We start from the raw sequence: 22,199 nt of genomic DNA on the forward strand, positions 1-22,199 counted from the left end.
GCTGCCGGTGAGCGAGGAGCCGTGTTGCGGAGCCGGTCCCGGCCGCGCATAGTTGCGCTGCGGAAAGAGCCGGAACCGGGGGTGGGATGGGCGATGGCCGGGCACGGGGCGGATGAGCATCCACACGGTGCCGACCGGCTGTGCGCGGCCGGGGACCGCGTGTACTCCCGGGCCGTACGACGCGGCCGGGTGACCCGCCGGGACGCCGAGCCGGTCCCCTGCCTCCTGGAACTGGCCCTGCTGCACCCCGACCCCGACGACATGGACTGGCTGGTGCCGACCTCGCCGCAGGAGGTCATGACCCGGCTGCTGCGCGGTGTCCACGACGAGGTCAACGCCAGTCAGCGGCGGGTGGGCTCCGCGGTGGAGGCCTTCGAGCGGTACGCGGGTCTCGGCCGCCAGCTCCAGACCCCGGCCGGCACGGAAGGCGCGGCGATCCGCGTCCTGGACGGTCTGGCCCGCATCCAGGCCGCGATGGACGAGGCGACGCAGGCGTGCACGACGGAGGTGCTCACCGTCCAGCCCGGCGGCATCCGGCGTGAGCCCGAGCTGTCGGAGGGCCTGCACCGGGCGCTGGCGCTGCGCGGGCGCGGGGTGCGGATGCGGGACCTGTACACGCACGTGGCCCGGCACGGCCAGGGCCTGCTCAACTACCTGGAGCTGATGGGCGAAGCGGTGGAGGCCCGCACCCTCGACGAGGTCATCGACCGCCTCATCCTCTTCGACCGCACGGTCGCCTTCATCCCGGCCAACACCGACCGCACGATGGCCCTGGAGCTGCGCCACCCCGCCCTGATCGCCTACCTGGTCACGGTCTTCGAACGCCTCTGGCGCCTCGCCATCCCCCTGACCGCCCCCCTCCCCGACACCGGCATCGAGGGCATCTCCCACCGCGAACAGTCCATCGCGGCGCTCCTGGCGGAGGGCCACCAGGACGCGGTCATCGCGGAGCGGCTGGGCATAAGCGTCCGCACGGCGCGGGCCCACATCGCCCGCCTGTCGGAGACGCTGGGGGCGGCGAGCCGTACCCAGCTGGGCGTACGCATCGCCCAGGCCGGCCTGGACGGCGCCCCACGCCTGCCCGCCACGATCAGCGTGCCCGATCAGGCTCCGGGTCGAGGATCCCCGACTGGCCGATGAGGTAGCCGAGCTGTGCGCGGCTTTCGCTGCCGAGGGTGGCGGCGAGTTTGGCGATGTGGACGCGGGCGGTGCGGACGTTCATGCCGAGGCGGTCGGCTATGTCGGCGTCGGTGTGGCCTTCGATGAGGAGGGCGGCTATGGCTCGTTGGCGGGGGGTGATGCCGTTGAGAGTGGGTTGGCGGACGGCTTGAGGGTGCATGGGAGTGGCCAAGTGCCAGAGGCGGTCGAAAACGGTGCCCAGGTAGGTGACCAGGGGGCGGTGGCGGATCTCCACGGCCAGAGTCCGCTCTGTGTTGGCGGGGATGAAGGCCACCGTGCGGTCCAGCATGAGCAGTCGCTGGGGAAGTTCGTCCAAAGTGCGGACCTCGACGTCTCCCTGCAGACGCTCGAAGTGCGCCAGAACCGCCGGGTCGTGGCGGGTGGTGTGCTGGTAGAGGGTACGCATGCGGGCGCCGCGCGACAGCAAACGCTGTTCCCTGGGGAGTGCGACGGCGAGGGCAGTCGGTGAGCGTCTGCCGCCCGGCTGAATGGTGAGTATCTCCTTGGACGCCTCAACGGTTACGCGGCCGATCGCATCATTGATCCGGTCGACGCCTTGCAGGACGGTGATGCCGTCTGCGGTCGAGAGGTTGTCGTCATCCCGTGTGCCGAGGGTCAGGAGCGGCTCGAAAACTTCGGTGAGCCGCCTTTCGGCACGCCGCCGGCGGGATATGTCCTCTTCCATACGGTGCAGCAGACGTGGGAGCGCGATGGCCGCCACGAGCGGACGTAACCTGCGCACGTCCTCAATGTCCGGTTGGAGGATGCCGGATCGGGTTACGCAAGGCACCGCGGCAGCGTCGCGTTCGGGCACCGTTCCCTCGTGCAGTGCTCGCACGTATAGCTGCAGACCTGCTTGGCAGACGACTTCCGTCCCGTGCTCGTGCGCCGCAGTGGTCATGTACGGGCCTCTGTCGTCAGTATCCCCGACTGCCCGATGAGGTAGCCGAGTTGGGCCCGACTTTCGCTGCCGAGGGTGGCGGCGAGTTTGGCTATGTGGACGCGTGCGGTGCGGACGTTCATGCCGAGGCGGTCGGCTATGTCGGCGTCGGTGTGCCCTTCGATGAGGAGGGCGGCTATGGCTCTTTGGCGGGGGGTTATGCCGTTGAGTGTGGGTTGCCGGACGGCTTGGGGGTGCATGGGGGTGGCGAGGTGCCAGAGGCGGTCGAAGGTGTTGATGAAGTAGGCGATCAGGGCGGGGTGGCGGACTTCGAGGGCGAGTGAGCGGTCGGCGCTGGCGGGGATGAAGGCGACGGTGCGGTCCACGATGATGAGGCGGTCGGTGACCTCGTCGAGAGTGCGCGCCTCCACATCGCCCGTCAGGCGTTCGTAACGCCCGATGATCAGGGGAGCGTGGCGGACGGTGTGTTGGTACAGGGCGCGCACGCGCCCCCCGCCGTCGAGGAACGCCTGGTCCCGTTCCATGGCGGCTTCGTGGTAGTGAAAGGGCCCAGTGATGAGGCCATCGTGCGGTTGGATGGCCAGGAGTTGCTCTCTGCCCTCGGCCATGGCCTCGGCGATGGCCTGGCCTGCTCGCTTCTTGCTGCTGAGGAGTCGGAGGGGCGGAGCGTCCTTGCTCGCAGCGGCCGTTCCCTCGAGCCGCATGAGGGGTTCGAAGGCATCGGCGAGTCGTTGCCCGCGACGACGTTCGCCGACGATGCGCTCCTCCGAGGAGCGAAGCAGTCGTTGTAGGGCGACCGTCGGAGGTACGGGCTCTAGCCTGCTCAGATCCTCGATGGTGGGGTGGAGCATGCCATTGTCGACGAGGCAGGGCGCTGCCGTTGCCTCGTGGCTGGACACATGCCCTTCGCGCAGTGCGCGGGCGTAGAGGTCCAGGCCGGCCTCACACAACTCCTCCGGTCCGTGACGGTGTGCCTCGGCGGTCACGCGTGCTTTCCTCCTCGCGGCTCAGTGATCCTTCGTCAAAATCCCGGACTGGGCGATGAGGAAGCCGAGCTGGGCGCGGCTGCCGCTGCCGAGGGCCTGGGCGAGTCTCGCGATGTGTGCCCGACAGGTGCGAACGTTCATTCCCAGGCGGCGGGCTATGGCCTCGTCCACGTGGCCCTCGACCAGAAGCTTCGCGATCGAATGCTGGATCTCCGTGATGCCACCCGAGTCTGCTTCGTAGGGGGCGCCGGCACTCAGCGGCACAGCCCGGTTCCAGATGAATTCGAAGACCCGCACCAGGTACTGGACGAGGCCGGGATGGCGGAGCTCGAGGGCGACCTGCCGGTCTTCGCGGACGGGAATGAACGCCACGGTCTCGTCACAGATGATGAGCCGTTCCACGAGCTCGTCGATGGTCCGATACTCCACCTTTCCATCCGTGAACTGATCCGCGTAGGCGAGCCGGTCCGGACTGAACCGAGCGGTGTGCTGGTAGAGGGTACGGATCCGTACACCCCGCTCGATCAGGGGCTTGTCTCGCTCCAGTCCTTCCAGTAGCCGCTTCTCGGGGCGCCGGTGGCCGCTTGGCTGAACTGTGAGCACCTCGGTGTGACACTGCGCTGTCGCCAGGTCGAGTGCCGCATTGATGCGATCAAGGCCTTCCAAGACCGTTATGGAGTGAGCCGGGCTCGTTTCCTGGGCGCTGATGTCCATGAACGGCTCGAAGAGCTCGGACAGGGCCACGGACTGTCGTCGCTGCTCGGTGATCTGACGTTCGATCGGATTGAGCCGTTGGGCCAGCGCGACGGACGGTGGCACCGGCCGCATCCATTCGTCGTCGTCGGGATCGAGATGGAGCAGCGCCAGGTCAGTCAGGCACGGAACGGATTCGACGTCGGCCCTGAGCACCCGACCAGCTCTGAGAGCATCTGCGTAGAGGCGACGCCCTTCTGCGCACAGCTCGGATGTCGAATGGGGATGCTCCGGATTGGTCCCTTTTATCACTGAATATCCACCCCCCAGGGTCCTGAACATGCAGGAACATGATGCACCGATTGTGTGGCCATGACGTGCCTGAATGAGCCATCGTCTTATCGGACGGGGGAACGAGGGACCATCAAGTGAGGACGAAGCCGACTATGCGTATGAGAATGCTTCGCTCGGTGCTTGTTGCTGCCTTCTCCACCGTTGTGGCCTTCGGCGCGCTGGCCGGCCTCTCTGGTGGGACGAGCGGCGAGCACGAGGCGGGTGGCACTCACTCTGCGGCGGTTGCGACCATGGGCGACAAGCCCGTGGCCCTTCCGGCCGACACCGTGTGGGACTGATCGCGATGACCACACCACCCGACGACCGCTCCTTCCGTCGCGAAATGGCCACCGCCTACCGCTCCGGCTGGCACTTCATCGACCTGGTCACCGCGATCCCCCACGCCGGTGACTCCCTGATGGTGACCGTCTTCGGCGAGCCGGTCGTCGTCACGTTGGACGAGGACGGCGACGTGCGGGCGTACCGGTGTCTGCGGCGGCCTCGGGGGGCGCCGCAGCCCGTGCGGTGCGCCATCCGATACGGAATGATCTTTGTGAACCTGGACCAGAGGGACCACCGGCTCGCGCAGCCGGAGGACCCCGAAGTGAGGACCATCTCGGCCACCCCCCGCAGCGCCTGACGCGATTCCCCCGTCGTTACAAATCGCTCAGGTGCTTCCCCCCGGCAGCGGCGTCACCGTGACCTGAACACGGTGACGCCGCTGTCGTTTTCGGCGACATTTCGGGGTTTCGACCCTGCTCCCAGGCTGGCCGAAAAGGCTCTCGTGCGGGGGAAGTGGGCACCCTGGTGGCACCCGGCGGGCACCCGCGGCCGTTTTCTCCTTGAGTGGAATAGACTCAACTTTGTGTACGTTGTCTGAGTCAGCACTGGGAGACACGGCCGGACCGCCGACGGCCGACGCGAGGAGGAGAGCCAGAACGTGGACGCCGAGCTGACCAACCGGAGCCGGGACGCGATCAACGCGGCCAGCAACCGGGCCGTGACCGAGGGAAACGCCGACCTCACCCCCGCCCACCTGCTCCTGGCTCTGCTCCAGGGGCAGGACAACGAGAACATCACCGACCTGCTCGCCGCGGTCGAGGCCGATCTCGCCGCCGTGCGCACCGGCGCCGAGCGCATCGTCGCCGGGCTGCCCAGCGTGACCGGGTCCACGGTCGCACCGCCGCAGCCCAGCCGTGAGATGCTCGCCGTGGTCGCCGACGCCCAGGCCCGCGCCAAGGATCTCGGGGACGAGTACCTCTCCACCGAGCACCTGCTCCTCGGCATCGCCGCGAAGGGCGGCGCGGCCGGTGAGGTACTGGAGGGGCAGGGAGCCAGTGCGAAGAAGCTGCAGGAGGCCTTCCGCAAGGCCAGGGGAGGACGCCGCGTGACCACGGCCGACCCCGAGGGCCAGTACAAGGCGCTGGAGAAGTTCGGCACCGACCTCACCGCCTCCGCCCGGGAGGGCAGGCTCGATCCCGTCATCGGGCGGGACCAGGAGATCCGGCGTGTGGTGCAGGTGCTCAGCCGGCGCACCAAGAACAACCCCGTCCTCATCGGCGAGCCCGGCGTCGGCAAGACCGCCGTCGTGGAAGGGCTCGCCCAGCGGATCGTCAAGGGGGACGTGCCCGAGTCGCTGAAGAACAAGCGGCTGGTCGCGCTGGACCTCGGCGCCATGGTCGCCGGGGCCAAGTACCGGGGCGAGTTCGAGGAGCGGCTGAAGACCGTCCTCGCCGAGATCAAGGACTCCGACGGGCAGATCATCACCTTCATCGACGAGTTGCACACCGTCGTCGGCGCCGGGGCCGGCGGGGACTCCGCCATGGACGCCGGGAACATGCTCAAGCCCATGCTGGCGCGTGGCGAGCTGCGCATGGTCGGCGCCACGACGCTGGACGAGTACCGGGAGCGGATCGAGAAGGACCCCGCCCTCGAAAGGCGCTTTCAGCAGGTGCTCGTCGCCGAGCCGACCGTCGAGGACTCCATCGCGATCCTGCGCGGGCTCAAGGGGCGGTACGAGGCGCACCACAAGGTGCAGATCGCGGACAGTGCGCTGGTGGCCGCCGCCAGTCTCTCCGACCGGTACATCACCTCCCGCTTCCTGCCCGACAAGGCCATCGACCTCGTCGACGAGGCCGCCTCGCGGCTGCGTATGGAGATCGACTCGTCCCCCGTCGAGATCGACGAACTCCAGCGTGCCGTCGACCGGCTGAAGATGGAGGAGCTGGCGATCGGCAAGGAGACGGACGCCGCGTCCCTGGAACGGCTGGAGCGGCTGCGGCGCGATCTCGCCGACAAGGAGGAGGAGCTGCGCGGCCTCACCGCCCGCTGGGAGAAGGAGAAGCAGTCCCTCAACCGGGTCGGTGAGCTGAAGGAGAAGCTCGACGAGCTGCGCGGCCAGGCAGAACGGGCCCAGCGCGACGGTGACTTCGACACGGCCAGCAAGCTGCTCTACGGCGAGATCCCGACCCTCGAAAGGGACCTGGAGGCTGCCTCCGAGGCCGAGGAGGAGGTTGCCCGGGACACCATGGTCAAGGAGGAGGTCGGCGCCGACGACATCGCGGACGTCGTCGCCTCCTGGACCGGCATCCCCGCTGGGCGGCTGCTGGAGGGCGAGACGCAGAAGCTGTTGCGGATGGAGGACGAGCTGGGCAAGCGGCTCATCGGGCAGAGGGAGGCCGTGCGGGCCGTCTCCGACGCCGTACGACGGAGCAGGGCGGGGATCGCCGACCCCGACCGGCCCACCGGGTCCTTCCTCTTCCTCGGGCCGACCGGTGTCGGCAAGACCGAGCTGGCCAAGGCGCTCGCCGACTTCCTCTTCGACGACGAGCGGGCGATGGTCCGCATCGACATGAGCGAGTACAGCGAGAAGCACAGCGTGGCGCGGCTGGTCGGCGCGCCGCCCGGATACGTCGGGTACGAGGAGGGCGGCCAGCTCACCGAGGCCGTGCGGCGGCGGCCGTACACCGTCGTGCTGCTCGACGAGGTGGAGAAGGCGCACCCTGAGGTCTTCGACATCCTGCTCCAGGTGCTGGACGACGGGCGCCTCACCGACGGGCAGGGCCGTACCGTCGACTTCCGCAACACCATCCTGGTCCTCACCTCCAACCTGGGCAGCCAGTACCTGGTCGACCCGATGACCGGTGAGGCGGAGAAGAAGCAGCAGGTCCTGGACGTGGTCCGGGCGTCCTTCAAGCCGGAGTTCCTCAACCGGCTCGACGACCTCGTGGTCTTCTCGGCCCTCAACAAGGACGAGCTGAGCCGCATCGCGCGGCTCCAGACCGGCTCCCTGGCCCGGCGGCTCGCCGAGCGCCGCCTCACCCTCGAGGTCACCGACGAGGCCCTGACCTGGCTGGCCGACGAGGGCATGGACCCGGCGTACGGCGCACGCCCGCTGCGTCGCCTCGTACAGACCGCGATCGGTGACCGCCTCGCCCGGGAGATCCTCTCCGGCGAGATCAAGGACGGCGACTCGGTCCGCGTGGACCGCTTCGGCGACGACCTGATCGTGGGTCCGGCCGCGAGCGGCAAGAAGCTGTAGGGCGGGTAGGGCGGCAAGACGCTGAAGGCACGGCGCGATGCGTGGCGGCCCGTCACCCCCGGTGGGTGGCGGGCCGCCGTGCGTCACACGGTGAGGTCGACGTCGACGTCGACGCCCGCGCAGAACTCCGTCGCGGGCGCGGGCGCGTCCGGGGAGGTGTGCGCCGGCCGGTCCTGGACACCCGTGCCCGGCATGCGGAAGGTCGCGCTGTCATGAATGTCCTGCAAGCCCTGCGTCGCGCACCCCCCGACCGGCCGCGCGCCGTCCGGCAGGGCGGCCTCGCCGGCGTTCCGGTCGTCCGGTTCGGACCCGCGTGCCCCGCCGCCGCGTTCCGTGTCCGCACCGTGGCCCGTCTCCGTCCGCCCCGCGTCCACCCGACCGGCCGGATCATGTCAGCCCAGGGCTGACAGGGCCCCGGCGGGCTTGCCACGCCCCTCCCCGCATGGGGGAGGATGGCCAGATCCGTACGAAGGGAAATTCACGGTGACCATCGACCCGTCCTCGATTCCGAACTTCGGGGGCAAGCAGCCCGAGCCGCAGCCCCAAGGACCGGCGGGCCCCGTCGTCCCGGATCAGGATCTTGTGAAGCAGCTCCTCGAACAGATGGAGCTGAAGTATGTCGTCGACGACGAGGGTGACCTCGCGGCGCCGTGGGAGCAGTTCCGTACGTATTTCATGTTCCGCGGCGAGGGTGACCAGCAGGTCTTCTCGGTGCGGACGTTCTACGACCGGCCCCACCAGATCGACGAGAAGCCGCAGCTGCTGGAGTCGATCGACGACTGGAACCGGCGCACCCTGTGGCCCAAGGTGTACTCCCACACCCACGACGACGGCACGGTCCGCCTGATCGGCGAGGCCCAGATGCTGATCGGCATGGGCATCAGCCTGGAGCACTTCGTCTCCTCGACGGTCAGCTGGGTCCGCGCCGCCATCGAGTTCGACCGGTGGCTCGTGGAGCAGCTCGGCCTGGAGCAGGAGGTCAACGAGTCGGAGAAGCCGACGGACGAGGACGGCGCATAGTCCGTCCCGTGTGAGGAGAGCCCGGCCCTGGCAGTGCTGCCGGGGCCGGGCTCTCGCCGTTCATCCCGCTACACCGTTCACCCCGCCAGCGTCTTCAGCCGCCGCACGGCCTCCTCCAGTACCGAGGTCCGCTTGCAGAACGCGAACCGGACGAACGGGGCGCCAGCCTCCCGGTGGTCGTAGAAGACCGCGTTGGGGACGGCGACGACGCCGGCGCGTTCCGGCAGGCCGCGGCAGAAGGCGAAGCCGTCGCTCTCGCCGAGGGGGCGGATGTCGGTGGTGACGAAGTACGTCCCGGCGGGGCGGTAGACGCCGAAGCCCGCCTCTTCCAGGCCGGTCGCCAGCAGGTCCCGCTTGGCCTGCATGTCCTCGCGGTAGGCGGCGAAGTACGAGTCGGGCAGCGCGAGGGCCTCGGCGACCGCGTACTGGAAGGGCCCGGAGGCCACGTACGTCAGGTACTGCTTGGCCGAGCGGACCGCCGTGACCAGGGCGGGCACTGCGGTGATCCAGCCGACCTTCCAGCCCGTGAAGGAGTACGTCTTGCCGGCCGACCCGATGGTCACCGTGCGCTCGCGCATGCCCGGGAAGGACGCGAGCGGGATGTGCTCGGCCTCGTCGAAGACCAGGTGCTCGTAGACCTCGTCCGTCACCACCAGCAGGTCCCGTGCCACGGCCAGCTCGGCGACGGCCGCGAGTTCGTCGCGGGTCAGGACGGTGCCCGTCGGGTTGTGCGGGGTGTTCAGCAGCAGCAGGCGGGTGCGGTCGGTGACGGCGTCGCGCAGCTCGTCGAGGTCGAGGCGGAAAGTGCCTTCGTGGGGGCGCAGGGTCACGGGTACGCGCGTGCCGCCCGCCATCGCGATGCTGGCCGCGTACGAGTCGTAGTACGGCTCCAGCGCGACGACCTCGTCGCCGGGCTCCAGCAGGGCGAGCAGGGAGGCCGCGATGGCCTCCGTGGCTCCGGCGGTGACCAGGACCTCGGTGTCCGGGTCGAAGGACAGGCCGTAGCGGCGCTGCTGGTGGGCGGCGACGGCGGTGCGCAGCTCCGGGACGCCGGGGCCCGGCGGGTACTGGTTGCCGCGCCCGTCGCGCAGTGCCCGTACGGCGGCCTCCCGGATCTCCTCGGGACCGTCGGTGTCCGGGAAGCCCTGGCCCAGATTGATCGCCCCGGTCCGCGCGGCCAGGGAGGACATCTCCGCGAAGATCGTCGTCCCGAACTCGGCGAGCCGGCGGTTGAGGAAGGGGCGGGCGCTGGAGCTCATGGAGGTCATGGCGGTCATCCTGCGCCGAAGCTCTGGAGTTCCTCAACTCTGCTTTGGGGCGTGGTGGCGAGGGGCATCTCCCGTTCACGCAACGAGATTCACAGCGTCACAGCGAGTCTCACACAGGCAGCGAGGCGCCCAACGGGGGGCTGCTTCGGGGGAACTCCGGGCGGAAGCCCGGGAAGCGGAAGGAGGGTGGCGCCATGGTCATCGGCATCATCCTGATCGTGTTCGGTGCCCTGGTTGTCATGGGGCTCCTGGCCGGCGCGCGGAGCGGCGGCGGAGGCAACCGCGACCGAGGCCGAGGCCGCGGCCGCCGGAACAGCTGGTGGGCCGGCGACTCGTCATCCGGCGGGCACCACACGGGCTCCGCCGGCGGGTACAACACAGGCTCCTCCTGCGGTGGCGGCTCGTCCTGCGGAGGCGGGTCGTCGTCCTGTGGGGGAGGGGGCGGCGGCGGATGCGGTGGAGGCAGCTGACACGGGGCAGCTGAGCTCCCACAGGGGGAACCGCATCCCCGCCAGGGGCCCCGCGCCTGGGGCCGGGCCCCGCGTCCCCACGAGCGCCCGCCGGGGATCACGCCCGGCGGGCGCTCCCACGCACCGGCGCGCGCCGCGCGGGCGGGGTGTGCGCCCTGGTTGAACAGTTGAGCTGGGGAGCCCCCTGAGGGATGGAAACCCCACGAAGTTGGGTAAAAACGCTGTGGCGGCGCCACAGTTCATGATTCCCTCTCCATCACCAACGCAGCTCCTCGGACGACCTGTTGACCCCCCTCCTGACCGGCCGACTGGGCTGAGCGGGCCGCATCTCCGGCAGTGACCGGGACGCGTAGGCCCCACACCTTCCTCTCCTTGTGTGCTTGCGGAGCCGATCCATGCTCACGACCCTGAAAACCGCCTACACCGACACGCGCGCGGCCGACCTCGCCTGGGCCCTGGGGCGCGAGCCGCTGCCCGCGCTCGCCAGTCTCGATCTCGAACTGACCGGCGCGAAGATGCAGTTGCGACTCCTGGGGGCCTCTCATCAAGTCCTGCTGGAGGAGGAGCGGGGAAGCTGTTCGGAGACGGTGGCGTGCATCCCCGGCAGCAGCACCCCCCTTCCGCTGGGCGTCGCCAAGCGCAAGGGCGACTGGGAGTACGAGTTCGCCGCCCGCGTGGAGGTGCTGACGCCGGGTTCCTTCGCCGGACGTGCCCAGGAGCTGCTGGCCCTGGTCGCCGACCATCCGCACGGGCTGGCCGGCGTCTTCCCCGGCAGCCCGCACGCCTTCACCGCGCTGCTGGCCCATCGGCACGAGGGGCAGGTGCACTGGCGGACCTGGCACGCCTATCCGCAGGACGGCCACTTGGTGGCGACCCGGACCCGGGTGGGTGTCCGGGTACCGACGTCGCAGCTCAGCCCGTCCGGGGTGTGAGCGGGTGCGGGGCGGGGGTCCGGGCGGTCCGGGCGGGATAAACCTGTGGTGCCCGACAGAACGTCAGTTTCACACGTGTGGGTGACGAAGCGCAGTGCGGGAGTGACGTAACGTCACCCCGTGATCGAACCGCACGCGCCCGCCCCGCCCGGCTCTCCGCCGTCCTGGGGCGGCCCTGGCGGCTCTCCCAGCCCCACCGGCTCTCCCGGCCCCACCGGCTCTCCCAGCCCCACCGGCTCCGGTTCCTCCGGCCCTTCCGGTTCCTCTGGCCCCTCCGGTCTCGGTGGGCCGGCGCGGCTGCCCGTTCGGCCGGCCGTCGGGCGGTTCCTGGTGCTGGCCGGCGTATTCGTCTGCGCGGCCTGCGGGCTCGTGTACGAACTCGAACTCGTCGCCCTCGCCTCGTACCTGATCGGCGACTCGGTCACCCAGGCGTCCGTCGTCCTGTCCGTCATGGTCTTCGCCATGGGCCTCGGCTCACTCGCCGCCAAACGGCTGCGACGTTTCGCGGCGGCCGGCTTCGGCGCGGTCGAGGCCGTGCTCGCCCTCGTCGGCGGCTCCAGCGCGATGGTGCTGTACGCCGTCTTCGCCTGGACCGGCGGCTGGGGCGGTCTGTGGGCCGACGGCCCGCGCTTCCTCCTGGTCGCCTTCTCGCTCGCCATCGGCGTGCTGATCGGCGCCGAGGTGCCGCTGCTGATGGAGCTGATCCAGCGCGTCCGCCGCCAGGACGCGGGCGGCGCCGTCGCCGACCTGTTCGCCGCGGACTACGTCGGCGCGCTCGTCGGCGGCCTCGCCTTCCCCTTCGTACTGCTGCCCTTCCTCGGCCAGCTGACCGGCGCGCTGCTCACCGGCACCGTCAACGCGCTCGTCGGCGCCGCCCTGGTCCTCGGCCTGTTCCGGCGGGACATGACCCGCCGGGCCCGTTGGCTGCTGCTGGCCGCCAACGCCGTCGTACTCGCCCTCCTCGCCACGGCGACCGTCCTCGCCGACGACTTCGAACGCGCCGCCCGGCACGCCGTGTACGGCCAGGACGTCCGCGTGGCCGTACAGACCGACGTGCAGGAGGTCGTCCTCACCGGCGGCGCCGACGGCCGGCCGCTCGATCTGTTCCTGGACGGCCGGCTGCGGGTCAGCGGCAGCGACGAGCGGCGATACCACGAGGCGCTGGTGCACCCCGCGATGAGCGGCCCGCACGCGCGCGTGCTGATCCTCGGAGGCGGCGACGGCCTCGCCGCGCGGGAGGTGCTGCGCCACCCGGACGTGCGCCGCGTCGACGTCGTCGAACTCGACCCCGGGCTCGCCCGGCTGGCCCGGCACGACCCCGGCCTGTCCGCGCTGAACGAGCACGCCTACGGCGATCCGCGCGTCCACGTCACCACGGCGGACGCCTTCCGCCGGCTGCGCTCCACGCCCACCGCGACGTACGACGTGGTGATCTCGGACCTGCCCGACCCGGGCATCACGGCCAGCACGAAGCTGTACTCGCAGGAGTTCTACGGCCTGCTCCGGCGGGTGCTCGCCCCCGACGGGCGGCTGGTCGTGCACGCCGGCCCGCTCTCCGCACGTCCGCGGGCCTTCTGGACGGTGGACGCGACGCTCCACGCGGCCGGTCTGCGGACCGCCCCCTACCGCGTCGCCGCCCGGGACACCGGCTTCGCACCGGGCCCCGACCGCACGGCCGCCACCCCGAACGCCCCCCGCGACTGGGGCTTCCTCCTGGCCGCCCGCACGCCGCCCGCCCTGCGCCTCGAACCGGCGGCCCCCCGCCCGCACACCCTCACACCCCGGTCCCTGGCCGAGGACGCCCGCACCGCGTCCCGCACCCGGATCGACGGCCTGCCGCCGTCGACGCTGGTGCATCCGCGGTACTGAGCCCGCGCTCGGCGCTTCCGCGCACCCGCGCCCCGGAGCCTGCGCGCTTCCGGGCACCCGCGCCCCGGAGCCTGCGCGCTTCCGCGCACCCGCGTCTCCGCGCACTCGCGCACCCGCCCCCGCGCCCCCGCGCCCCCGCGCCCGCACCCGCGCCCCAGAGCCTCCGCGCCTCCGCGCCTCCGCGCCTCCGAGCCCCCGCGCCCGCACCCGCACCCGCGCCCCAGAGCCTCCGCGCCTCTGAGCAACGCCCCCTGTACGAACGAGTTCCATGCGGCGGCCCGACCCTCCCCCGGATACGGGACGGGCCGCCACACCCCCCTGCGGATCGTTCGCACCGAGAACCTATGGCCGTCCCGCCCGCCCCGGAATCCCGCAGTGGGTGGATACGGGGCCCAACCCAGCGCGGTAGGCGCCCGGTTCCTGCAACTTCCGCGGTACGGCGGAAGGAGGACGCCGTCGCCGGACGGGCGGACCTACGCTGCCGCCATGCGCCTGCACCCCCTGGCGGCCGACGGCCTGATCGCCGCGGCGCTGACGACCGTGGCCGTCCTGCTCGGCACCGAGGCCGTCGCCCAGGGGTGGCCGCCGCTCGACCCGCTCGCCTGGACGCTCGTCGCCCTGCTGAACCTCCCGCTCGCCCTGCGTACCCGCGCCCCCGTCACCGTCTGCCTCGCCGTCCACGCCTGCTGGGCGGTCTACGTCACCCTCGGCTACTGGCCCGTGGTCGGTTCCTTCGGCCCGATGCTCGCCGTCAACACCGTCGCCTCCCTGCGCCCCACCCGCACCGCCGCCGCCTGCGCCGCCCTGCTCGCCGGTGTCTGGATCTACGCCGGGGTGGTCAGCGACGCCGAGGCGATGGCGTCGGTCGTGGGGCAGGCCGTGGGCTTCCCGCTGGTGCTGTGGCGGTTCGGGTACGTGGCCCGGCGGACCGGTGAACTGACCCGGCAGCTACGTGCCGAACAGGCCGACCGGGCCCGGCGCGAGGTAGCCGAGGAACGCGTCCGGATCGCCCGCGAACTGCACGACGTGGTCGCCCACCACATCGCCGTCATCAACGTCCAGGCCGGACTGGCCCGCTTCGTCTTCCACTCCGACGCCCGCACCGCGCGCGGCGCCCTGGACACCATCGAGGGCGCCAGCGGCGAGGCCCTCGCCGAACTGCGCCGCATGCTCGGCCTGTTGCGTGCCGACGGCGTGCAGGGCGCGGTCGGTGCCCCCGCTCCCGGCCTCGACCAGCTGGACGAGATGGTCACCCGGGTGCGTTCCGGCGGCGTGGGCGTGGAACTGCGCGTCACGGGCGCACCACGCCCTCTGCCGCCCGGCGTTCAGCTGTGCGTCTACCGGGTGGTGCAGGAGGCCCTCACCAACGCGCTCAAGCACGCGCCCGGAGCGAACGCCACCGTCGAACTCGCCTACCGAGCGGGCGAAGTGACGGTGTCGGTAACCGACGACGGAGACGGAGACGGGGCCGGGGCAGGTCCGGCGGGGGGACGCCGGGAGGGGGCGGATTCGGACACAATCCCCGAGCGCGGCGGCCATGGCTTGATCGGGATGCGGGAGCGGGCCAAGCTCTACGGCGGGACGATCGTCGTCGGCCCGCGCAGCGAGGGGGGATTCGGCGTGCGCCTGACCCTGCCGACGCCGGTCCAGACCGCACGCCGGGGAGACGCTGTCAGGGAATGACCGACGCGAACCACCCGACGGACGCCCCGATCCGGCTGCTCGTCGTCGACGACCAGTTCCTCGTCCGCAGCGGACTGGCCGCGCTGCTGCGCGCCGCCCCGGGCATGGAGGTCGTCGGTGAGGCGGCCGACGGCGTCGAGGCGGTGGCGCTGGCCGCGCGGACCCGGCCGGACGTCGTCCTCATGGACATCCGCATGCCAGGCATGACCGGCATCCAGGCCACCGAGCGGATCCTCGCCGAGGCGGTGGACCCCGCACCCCGCGTCCTGGTCCTGACCACCTTCGATCTCGACGAGTACGTGTACGGCGCCCTGCGCGCGGGCGCCTCCGGCTTCCTGCTCAAGGACGCCGGCCCCGAACGGCTGCTGGCCGCGGTCACCGCGGTGCACGGCGGCGACGCGCTGTTCGCCCCCGCGGTCACCCGGCGCCTGGTGGAGGCGTTCACGCGGATGTCGGACACGGGCCGGCCGGATCCGTCGGAGGCGGGCCCGCCGCCCGGGCTGACGGCGTTGACCACCCGCGAGGCCGAGGTCCTGAAACTGGTGGCCCGCGGCCTGAGCAACGCCGAGGCCGCCGACCGCCTGTTCATCAGCGAGGCCACGGTGAAGACCCACCTCAACCGCACGATGACCAAGCTGGGCCTGACCAGCAGGGCGCAGGCGGTGGTGGTGGCGTACGAGACGGGACTGGTGACGCCGGGAAGCGCTTAAGGCGTGGGAGGTGGCGGGTGACTTTGTGCCGACGGGGGGTGCGCCGGGCGCCCGCTGGGTAGGGTGGCGTGACATGGAGCATGAGGTGTTCGTTCCGGTTCCGGCCGAGCGGCTCAGGGACGTGCTGGCCGACCCCGTCCGGGTCGCCCGGGCGGTCCCGGGGCTCCAGCAGGACGCCGGTGCCGAGCCCGTCGCGGGACGGCTCAAGGTGCGCATCGGCAGTCACTCCATCACCTACCGGGGCTCCCTGCGGCTGTCCGCGCGCGAGGACGGTGCGTACGCCGTCGAGGGCGACGCCACCGAGTCGCGCGGCACCGGCACGGTCACGCTGTCGCTCACCCTCCGCGTGGCGGACGCGGACGGCGGCTCCACCCTCACGTTCGCCGGGACGGCCACCGCGGACGGGCGCGTCACGGAGCTGCCCGAGGAGTCGGTGACGTCGGCCACGGCCCGGCTGCTGACCCGGTTCGCGGCGAACCTGGGCGCGGCGGCGGTGGCGGAGCGGGATCGGGAGCCGGAGCAGTCCGAGGCGGGGTCGGAGCCGCGGCGCACCTCCGTCTTCGACACCGAGGTGCCCCCGCCGTCCCTCGCGGACACGGACGAGGGCGAGCAGGGCGAGCCGGATGCCCCTGCGGCCCCTGCCACCCCCGAAGCCCCTGCCACCCCCGACGCCCCTTCCGCCCCCGACGCCCCTGCCACCCCCGAAGCCCCCGCCGCCTCCGACGCCCGCGAAGCCCCCGCCACCCCCGAAGCCGCCGAGCCGCCCGCCGCCGAGGCCGCGCACGCGCGCCGCACGATGATCGGCCGCAGTGCCGAGGAGGTGGACCACGCCCCGCCCCGCGGCCGGTACGCCCCCGTCCCCGCACCCCAAGCGGGCGCGGCCGGTGCCCCCCTGCGCTGGGCCGCCCCGGCGGCGGCGCTGGTCGTGGCGTCGGCGATCGTGGTGGGCCGCGCGCTGCGCAGGCGCCGCTGAACCGCCCCGTCCCAGCTCGGCCACGTCCCAACTCAGCCGCGGCCCGGCTCAGCCGCAGCTGAGCCGCAGCCCAGCTCAGCCGCAGCTGAGCCGTCGCAGCCGGACCGCAGCTCAGCCGAGCCGCACCGAACCGCGCCCCAGCCCCGCAGCCGAACCGCACCCCAGCAACGCAACCGAACCGCACCCCAGCCCCCGCAACCGAACCGCACCCCAGCCCCCGCCGCCGGACCCCGGCGCCGGACCCCGCCGAGCCGGCCGGGTGGGGCGCCCTTGATCGCCCCAGTAGGGTCGTGGCGTGAGTAACGAACCCATCACGCTGACCGCGGGTGACGCGGAGGCGACCGTGCTGCCGGGCAACGGCGGCCGGATCGGCGGGCTGCGCGTCGGCGGCACGGAGCTGCTCCGCCAGGGACAGCGCTATGGCTGCTTCCCGATGGTCCCCTGGTGCGGCCGGATCCGCGAGGGCCGCTTCCGGGACGGCGCCGTCGTCCACCAGATGCCGCTCAACTCCCCGCCGCACGCCATCCACGGCACCGCCCGCGACGCCGCCTGGCGCACCGCCCGCGTCACCGGGAACGAGGCCGTCATCACGTACGACCTCGTCGACCCCTGGCCCTACTCCGGCCGCGTCACCCAGGTGGTCGCCCTCGCCGAGGACGCGCTGACGCTGACGATGTCCGTGGAGACGTACGAGTCGTCCTTCCCGGCGCAGATCGGCTGGCACCCCTGGTTCAACCGGACCCTCGACGGCGCGGACGGGGCCGGCGTCGCGATCGCCTTCGACCCCGCCTGGCAGGAGGAGCGCGGCGACGACCACCTGCCCACCGGCAACCGCCTCGACCCGAAACCGGGCCCCTGGGACGACTGCTTCGGCATGCCGGACGGCGTCGACGTCACCCTCACCTGGCCGGAGCGTCTGGAATTGAGGGTGACCAGCCCCGAACGGTGGGCCGTGGTCTACGACGAGCAGGAGGCCGCCGTCTGCGTGGAGCCGCAGACCGGGCCGCCCAACGGCCTGAACACCCTCCCGCGCCTGGTCACGCCCCTGGAGCCGCTGGAGGCCACGACGACCTGGAGCTGGACCCGGCTCTAAGCTGGTCGGCATGACGGACGTACGCGCGGCGCTGCTGCAGCAGATCAAGGACAAGGCCGTGGTGCACGGCAAGGTGACCCTCTCCTCGGGTCTTGAGGCCGACTACTACGTCGACCTGCGCCGCATCACCCTCGACGGCGAGGCGGCGCCGCTGGTGGGGCAGGTGCTCCTTGACCTGACCGCCGACCTGGACTTCGACGCGGTGGGCGGGCTGACCATGGGCGCCGACCCGGTCGCCGCGAGCATGCTGCACGCGGCCGCCGCGCGGGGCCGGAAGCTGGACGCCTTCGTCGTCCGCAAGGCCGCCAAGGCGCACGGCCTGCAGCGCCGCGTCGAGGGCCCGGACATCAGGGGCCGCCGCGTCCTGGTCGTCGAGGACACCTCCACCACCGGCGGCTCCCCGCTCACCGCCGTCGAGGCCGTGCGCGAGGCCGGTGCCGAGGTCGTGGCCGTCGCGACGATCGTCGACCGGGCGACGGGCGCCGCCGAGAAGATCCAGGACGGCGCCGGGGTGCCGTACCTGTACGCGTACGACAAGGACGAGCTGGGCCTGGACTGAGCCAGGGCGGACGTCCACTCGGAGTATCCCGCTTCGTCTGGAAAGATGGGGCCGACGATGACGTCGCCCCCCAGTTCTAGGTCAGGGCCTGTAAGCACGTTTCACGCCCACCCGCACATACAAGGAGCGGACAGATGCCCATCGCAACTCCCGAGGTCTACAACGAGATGCTGGACCGGGCGAAGGCAGGAAAGTTCGCCTACCCGGCCATCAACGTGACCTCTTCCCAGACGCTGCACGCGGCCCTGCGCGGTTTCGCGGAGGCGGAGAGCGACGGCATCATCCAGATGTCCACCGGCGGCGCCGAGTTCCTGGGCGGCCAGCACAACAAGGACATGGTGACCGGCGCCGTCGCCCTCGCCGAGTTCGCGCACATCGTGGCCGAGAAGTACGACGTCACCGTCGCCCTGCACACGGACCACTGCCCGAAGGACAAGCTCGACGCGTATGTGCGTCCGCTGCTGGCGGTCTCCGAGGAGCGCGTCAAGGCCGGCCGCAACCCGCTGTTCCAGTCCCACATGTGGGACGGCTCCGCGGAGACGCTCGGCGACAACCTCTCCATCGCCACGGAGCTGCTGGAGCGCGCCCGCGCCGCCAGGATCATCCTTGAGGTCGAGATCACCCCGACCGGTGGCGAGGAGGACGGCGTCTCCCACGAGATCAACGACTCCCTCTACACCACGGTCGACGACGCGGTCCGCACCGTCGAGGCCCTCGGCCTCGGCGACAAGGGCCGCTACCTGCTCGCCGCCTCCTTCGGCAACGTGCACGGCGTGTACAAGCCGGGCAACGTCGTGCTCCGCCCCGAGCTGCTCAAGGAGCTGAACGAGGGCATCGCCGCGAAGTACGGTCAGCCGGCCGGCAGCAAGCCGTTCGACTTCGTCTTCCACGGCGGCTCCGGCTCCTCCGCCGAGGAGATCGCGACCGCGCTGGAGAACGGCGTGGTCAAGATGAACATCGACACGGACACCCAGTACGCCTTCACGCGTCCGGTCGCCGACCACATGTTCAGCAACTACGACGGCGTCCTGAAGGTCGACGGCGAGGTCGGCAACAAGAAGACCTACGACCCGCGCACCTGGGGCAAGCTGGCCGAGGCCGGCATGGCCGCGCGCGTCGTCGAGGCCTGTGGCCACCTGCGCTCGGCGGGCCAGAAGATCAAGTAACGCCACCGCGCGCGCCGCCACCGCGCGCCGCCACCGCGCGTCGTCCGTGCCCCACCGGGCGCCGTCCGCGCTGTGTCGTCCGCGCCGTGTCGTCCGCGACGGGCCCGGCACCGCCAGGATTCTCCTGCGGTGCCGGGCCCTCGTACGTATGCCGACGGCATGGCGCAGACTTGTGCCCATGGCCATTCACGAGAACCTCCTCGGGGGACCGCCCCCGACCCACCTCCCCGACGACCCCGGGCCGCGCGAGCTGCTGGCGGGCGGGACCTCGCCCGCCGATGTCGCCGCGAAGTACCCGACGTCCTCGCTGGCCTGGGCCCAGCTGGCCGACGAGGCGTTCGAGCGGGGCGGCGTCGTGGAGTCGTACGCGTACGCCCGTACCGGCTACCACCGCGGCCTGGACGCCCTGCGCCGCAGCGGCTGGAAGGGCCACGGCCCGGTGCCCTGGGAGCACGAGCCGAACCGCGGCTTCCTGCGCGCCCTGCACGCCCTCGCCCGCGCCGCCCAGGCGATCGGCGAGAAGGAGGAGTACGAGCGCTGCAGCCAGTTCCTGAAGGACTCCTCGCCGGCGGCGGCCGAGGTACTCGGTTAGTCTCCCGTGCGCCGTGTGGCCCGTCTGCCGTGCGCAGGCGGGCCTTGCGGTTTCCTGCGACCATTGCGGAGGATGACGTTGGGGACCGGGGCCCCGTGTCGGTAACGGCAGGGCGGACCGCTACCCGTAGTGCACAGCAGGAGACAGCGATGTCCCACGAAGCCCCGAATCTCGACTTCGAGGGCAGCACGCCGTACGAGGACTATGTCAAGGCGGACGTGCTCACCCACCTCCAGCACACCCTCTCCGACGATCCCGGAGAGATGGTCTTCCTGGTCACGACCCAGGTCATGGAGCTGTGGTTCACCGTCATCGTCCACGAGTGGGAGACCGCGGCCCGCGCCCTGCGCGAGGACCGGACCGACGTGGCGAGGGACGCGCTGAAGCGTTCCGTGCGGGAGCTGGAGGCGCTGAACGCCTCCTGGACGCCGCTCGCGGGGCTCACCCCCGCCCAGTTCAACTCGTACCGCAGCGCCCTTGGTGAGGGTTCCGGCTTCCAGTCGGCGATGTACCGCCGACTGGAGTTCCTGCTCGGCGACAAGTCCGCGTCCATGCTCGTCCCGCACCGCGGCGCCCCGCGCGTCCACGCGGAGCTGGAGAAGGCGCTGCACGAGCCGAGCCTGTACGACGAGGTGGTCCGGCTGCTCGCCCGGCGCGGGTACGACATCCCGGACGCGGTCCTCCAGCGCGACGTCACCCGGAAGTACGAGGCGGCGCCCGAGGTGGAGGCCGCCTGGACGGCCGTCTACGCGGGCGACCAGAACGGCGAGCTGGCCCGCCTCGGCGAGGCGCTCACCGACGTCGCCGAGCTGGTGTGGCGCTGGCGCAACGACCACCTGGTCGCCACCCGCCGCGCGATGGGCTCCAAGACCGGCACGGGCGGCTCCGCCGGGGTGGCCTGGCTGGAGAAGCGGGCCCGGAACAACGTGTTCCCCGAACTGTGGACGGCGCGGTCGTATGTCTGAGCTTGTCGAAGCGGCGGCCGAGGCCGAGAAACTGGACGCCGCCGACGCGCTGGCTGCGCTGCGCGAGCGGTTCGTCCTGGACGACGTCGTCTACCTGGACGGCAACTCGCTCGGCGCCCTCCCGACCGGTGTCCCCGCGCGCGTGGAGGACGTCGTACGCCGTCAGTGGGGCGAGCTGCGCATCCGGTCCTGGGAGGAGAGCGGCTGGTGGACCGCGCCCGAGCGGATCGGCGACCGGATCGCCCCGCTGGTCGGGGCGGCGGCCGGGCAGATCGTGGTGGGCGACTCCACGAGCGTCAACGTCTTCAAGGCGCTCGTCGCCGCCGTACGGATGGCGGACGTGGGCCGGGACGAGATCCTCGTCGACGCCACCACCTTCCCCACGGACGGGTACATCGCCGAGTCGGCGGCCCGGATGACGGGCCGCACCCTGCGCCCGGTCGCCCCGTCCGAGGTGCCGTCGGCGCTCGGCGACCGTACCGCCGCGGTCCTGCTCAACCACGTCGACTACCGCACGGGCCGGCTGCACGACCTGCCCGCGCTCACGGCGGCGGTGCACGCGGCGGGGGCGTACGTCGTCTGGGACCTGTGCCACAGCGCGGGCGCGCTGCCGGTCGGGCTCGACGAATACGGCGTCGACCTGGCGGTCGGCTGCACCTACAAGTACCTCAACGGCGGACCAGGTTCGCCCGCGTACCTGTACGTGCGCCGCGACCTCCAGGACCGTTTCGACTCCCCGCTGCCGGGCTGGAACTCGCACGCCGAGCCCTTCGGCATGCGGTCCGCGTACGCCCCGGCGTCCGGCGCGGTGCGCGGCCGGGTCGGCACGCCGGACATCCTCTCCCTGCTCGCCCTGGAGGCGGCGCTGGACGTGTGGGACGAGGACGCGGTGTCGGTGGCGGCGGTCCGGGCCAAGTCCCTGGCGCTGACGGACTTCTTCCTGCGCTGCGTCGGGGAGTACGTCCCGGACGGCCTGGTGGAGTCGGTGACTCCGGCGGCGCACGCCGAGCGGGGCAGCCAGATCGCACTGCGCTGTGCCGACGCGGGGGACGTGATGAAGCGCCTGATCGAGCGCGGGGTGGTGGGAGACTTCCGCGCCCCGGACGTCCTGCGCTTCGGCTTCACCCCGCTGTACGTCGGCTTCGCTGACGTGGAGCGGGCGGCGCGGGTGCTGGCGGAGACGCTGGGGTGACGGGCGGGTGAGGACCGGGCGGATCGCCTGGTCGCGGATCGCCTGGTCGCGGATCGCCTGGTCCTCACCCAGCG

General features: G+C 71.7%; 20 protein-coding genes. 15 read left to right on the forward strand and 5 right to left on the reverse strand.

Annotated elements, in window-relative coordinates; genetic code table 11:
• Positions 1-93: 93 nt before the first annotated feature.
• Entirely contained in the window at positions 94-1,140 is a 1,047-nt protein-coding gene (locus ACFCZF_RS30540) for a LuxR C-terminal-related transcriptional regulator (RefSeq protein ID WP_376674370.1), read from the forward strand.
• Here the strand turns inward: ACFCZF_RS30540 and ACFCZF_RS30545 are convergent.
• Genes ACFCZF_RS30545 through ACFCZF_RS30555 form a run of 3 tightly spaced genes read right to left on the reverse strand, consistent with a single transcriptional unit; the run spans position 1,091 to position 4,101 of the window.
• The gene (locus ACFCZF_RS30545) at positions 1,091-2,080 is read right to left on the reverse strand and encodes a helix-turn-helix transcriptional regulator (RefSeq protein ID WP_376674371.1); all 990 of its coding nucleotides are present in this window, start codon (positions 2,078-2,080) and stop codon (positions 1,091-1,093) included. The two genes, ACFCZF_RS30540 and ACFCZF_RS30545, sit on opposite strands and share 50 nt — an antisense overlap.
• Positions 2,077-3,066: a LuxR C-terminal-related transcriptional regulator gene (locus ACFCZF_RS30550; protein WP_376674372.1), complete on the reverse strand. Its 990-nt coding sequence runs from the start codon at positions 3,064-3,066 to the stop codon at positions 2,077-2,079. Before ACFCZF_RS30550 ends, ACFCZF_RS30545 begins: the two co-directional genes overlap by 4 nt.
• 21 nt (positions 3,067-3,087) lie before the next feature.
• Positions 3,088-4,101: a helix-turn-helix transcriptional regulator gene (locus tag ACFCZF_RS30555; protein ID WP_376674373.1), complete on the reverse strand. Its 1,014-nt coding sequence runs from the start codon at positions 4,099-4,101 to the stop codon at positions 3,088-3,090.
• Between the two features lie 295 nt (positions 4,102-4,396).
• Between ACFCZF_RS30555 and ACFCZF_RS30560 the strand changes: the two genes are divergently transcribed.
• Both ACFCZF_RS30560 and clpB read left to right on the forward strand, forming a co-directional pair.
• Positions 4,397-4,732: a hypothetical protein gene (locus tag ACFCZF_RS30560; RefSeq protein WP_310872178.1), complete on the forward strand. Its 336-nt coding sequence runs from the start codon at positions 4,397-4,399 to the stop codon at positions 4,730-4,732.
• 300 nt (positions 4,733-5,032) lie between these two features.
• Positions 5,033-7,633 carry an ATP-dependent chaperone ClpB gene (clpB, locus tag ACFCZF_RS30565; RefSeq protein ID WP_376674374.1) on the forward strand — a complete coding sequence of 867 codons (2,601 nt, stop codon included), beginning with the start codon at positions 5,033-5,035 and terminating at the stop codon, positions 7,631-7,633.
• A gap of 83 nt (positions 7,634-7,716) precedes the next feature.
• Here clpB and ACFCZF_RS30570 read toward each other — a convergent pair whose 3' ends face one another.
• Positions 7,717-7,860: a hypothetical protein gene (locus ACFCZF_RS30570; RefSeq protein WP_376674375.1), complete on the reverse strand. Its 144-nt coding sequence runs from the start codon at positions 7,858-7,860 to the stop codon at positions 7,717-7,719.
• 256 nt (positions 7,861-8,116) lie between these two features.
• Between ACFCZF_RS30570 and ACFCZF_RS30575 the strand changes: the two genes are divergently transcribed.
• Positions 8,117-8,653, forward strand: a complete 537-nt coding sequence (locus ACFCZF_RS30575; protein ID WP_376674376.1) for a YbjN domain-containing protein — start codon at positions 8,117-8,119, stop codon at positions 8,651-8,653.
• A gap of 77 nt (positions 8,654-8,730) precedes the next feature.
• On the opposite strand, the gene ACFCZF_RS30580 is transcribed toward ACFCZF_RS30575, so the two are convergent.
• Positions 8,731-9,921 (reverse strand): pyridoxal phosphate-dependent aminotransferase, encoded by a 1,191-nt coding sequence (locus ACFCZF_RS30580; protein WP_376674377.1) that lies wholly within the window; start codon positions 9,919-9,921, stop codon positions 8,731-8,733.
• A gap of 865 nt (positions 9,922-10,786) precedes the next feature.
• On the opposite strand from ACFCZF_RS30580, the gene ACFCZF_RS30585 reads away from it, so the two are divergent.
• The 11 genes from ACFCZF_RS30585 to kynU all read left to right on the forward strand — a co-directional run bounded on the left by ACFCZF_RS30585 (position 10,787) and on the right by kynU (position 22,125).
• Positions 10,787-11,323: a DUF2617 family protein gene (locus ACFCZF_RS30585; RefSeq protein ID WP_375922103.1), complete on the forward strand. Its 537-nt coding sequence runs from the start codon at positions 10,787-10,789 to the stop codon at positions 11,321-11,323.
• Between the two features lie 120 nt (positions 11,324-11,443).
• Positions 11,444-13,192, forward strand: a complete 1,749-nt coding sequence (locus ACFCZF_RS30590; protein ID WP_376674378.1) for a polyamine aminopropyltransferase — start codon at positions 11,444-11,446, stop codon at positions 13,190-13,192.
• 486 nt (positions 13,193-13,678) lie between these two features.
• Positions 13,679-14,875 carry a sensor histidine kinase gene (locus tag ACFCZF_RS30595; protein ID WP_376674379.1) on the forward strand — a complete coding sequence of 399 codons (1,197 nt, stop codon included), beginning with the start codon at positions 13,679-13,681 and terminating at the stop codon, positions 14,873-14,875.
• The gene (locus ACFCZF_RS30600; RefSeq protein ID WP_376674380.1) at positions 14,872-15,585 is read left to right on the forward strand and encodes a response regulator; all 714 of its coding nucleotides are present in this window, start codon (positions 14,872-14,874) and stop codon (positions 15,583-15,585) included. The genes ACFCZF_RS30595 and ACFCZF_RS30600 overlap by 4 nt, the downstream gene beginning before the upstream one ends.
• Before the next feature lie 73 nt (positions 15,586-15,658).
• Positions 15,659-16,558, forward strand: a complete 900-nt coding sequence (locus tag ACFCZF_RS30605) for an SRPBCC domain-containing protein (protein ID WP_376674381.1) — start codon at positions 15,659-15,661, stop codon at positions 16,556-16,558.
• 295 nt (positions 16,559-16,853) lie between these two features.
• Positions 16,854-17,651: an aldose 1-epimerase gene (locus ACFCZF_RS30610; protein WP_376674382.1), complete on the forward strand. Its 798-nt coding sequence runs from the start codon at positions 16,854-16,856 to the stop codon at positions 17,649-17,651.
• Positions 17,652-17,661: 10 nt separating this feature from the next.
• Entirely contained in the window at positions 17,662-18,210 is a 549-nt protein-coding gene (pyrE, locus tag ACFCZF_RS30615) for an orotate phosphoribosyltransferase (RefSeq protein ID WP_376674383.1), read from the forward strand.
• Between the two features lie 134 nt (positions 18,211-18,344).
• A complete protein-coding gene (gene fbaA / locus ACFCZF_RS30620) occupies positions 18,345-19,376 on the forward strand; it encodes a class II fructose-bisphosphate aldolase (RefSeq protein WP_376674384.1) in 1,032 nt (343 codons plus the stop codon).
• 178 nt (positions 19,377-19,554) lie between these two features.
• A complete protein-coding gene (locus tag ACFCZF_RS30625; RefSeq protein WP_375922085.1) occupies positions 19,555-19,968 on the forward strand; it encodes a DUF3151 domain-containing protein in 414 nt (137 codons plus the stop codon).
• A gap of 149 nt (positions 19,969-20,117) precedes the next feature.
• Entirely contained in the window at positions 20,118-20,933 is an 816-nt protein-coding gene (locus ACFCZF_RS30630; RefSeq protein WP_375922082.1) for a tryptophan 2,3-dioxygenase family protein, read from the forward strand.
• Positions 20,926-22,125: a kynureninase gene (gene kynU / locus ACFCZF_RS30635; RefSeq protein ID WP_376674385.1), complete on the forward strand. Its 1,200-nt coding sequence runs from the start codon at positions 20,926-20,928 to the stop codon at positions 22,123-22,125. Before ACFCZF_RS30630 ends, kynU begins: the two co-directional genes overlap by 8 nt.
• The last annotated feature ends 74 nt before the right edge of the window (positions 22,126-22,199 follow it).

The organism is Streptomyces sp. NPDC056296, from assembly GCF_042268605.1.
Lineage (GTDB): Bacteria > Actinomycetota > Actinomycetes > Streptomycetales > Streptomycetaceae > Streptomyces.

Coding starts and splice junctions, on each gene's coding strand:
- ACFCZF_RS30545 (WP_376674371.1), bottom strand. CDS start 2,080: ATGACCACTGCGGCGCACGAGCACGGGACGGAAGTCGTCTGCCAAGCA.
- ACFCZF_RS30630 (WP_375922082.1), top strand. CDS start 20,118: ATGTCCCACGAAGCCCCGAATCTCGACTTCGAGGGCAGCACGCCGTAC.
- ACFCZF_RS30560 (WP_310872178.1), top strand. CDS start 4,397: ATGACCACACCACCCGACGACCGCTCCTTCCGTCGCGAAATGGCCACC.
- ACFCZF_RS30595 (WP_376674379.1), top strand. CDS start 13,679: ATGCGCCTGCACCCCCTGGCGGCCGACGGCCTGATCGCCGCGGCGCTG.
- ACFCZF_RS30555 (WP_376674373.1), bottom strand. CDS start 4,101: ATGTTCAGGACCCTGGGGGGTGGATATTCAGTGATAAAAGGGACCAAT.
- fbaA (WP_376674384.1), top strand. CDS start 18,345: ATGCCCATCGCAACTCCCGAGGTCTACAACGAGATGCTGGACCGGGCG.
- kynU (WP_376674385.1), top strand. CDS start 20,926: ATGTCTGAGCTTGTCGAAGCGGCGGCCGAGGCCGAGAAACTGGACGCC.
- pyrE (WP_376674383.1), top strand. CDS start 17,662: ATGACGGACGTACGCGCGGCGCTGCTGCAGCAGATCAAGGACAAGGCC.
- ACFCZF_RS30540 (WP_376674370.1), top strand. CDS start 94: ATGGCCGGGCACGGGGCGGATGAGCATCCACACGGTGCCGACCGGCTG.
- ACFCZF_RS30580 (WP_376674377.1), bottom strand. CDS start 9,921: ATGACCTCCATGAGCTCCAGCGCCCGCCCCTTCCTCAACCGCCGGCTC.
- ACFCZF_RS30625 (WP_375922085.1), top strand. CDS start 19,555: ATGGCCATTCACGAGAACCTCCTCGGGGGACCGCCCCCGACCCACCTC.
- ACFCZF_RS30585 (WP_375922103.1), top strand. CDS start 10,787: ATGCTCACGACCCTGAAAACCGCCTACACCGACACGCGCGCGGCCGAC.
- ACFCZF_RS30600 (WP_376674380.1), top strand. CDS start 14,872: ATGACCGACGCGAACCACCCGACGGACGCCCCGATCCGGCTGCTCGTC.
- ACFCZF_RS30605 (WP_376674381.1), top strand. CDS start 15,659: ATGGAGCATGAGGTGTTCGTTCCGGTTCCGGCCGAGCGGCTCAGGGAC.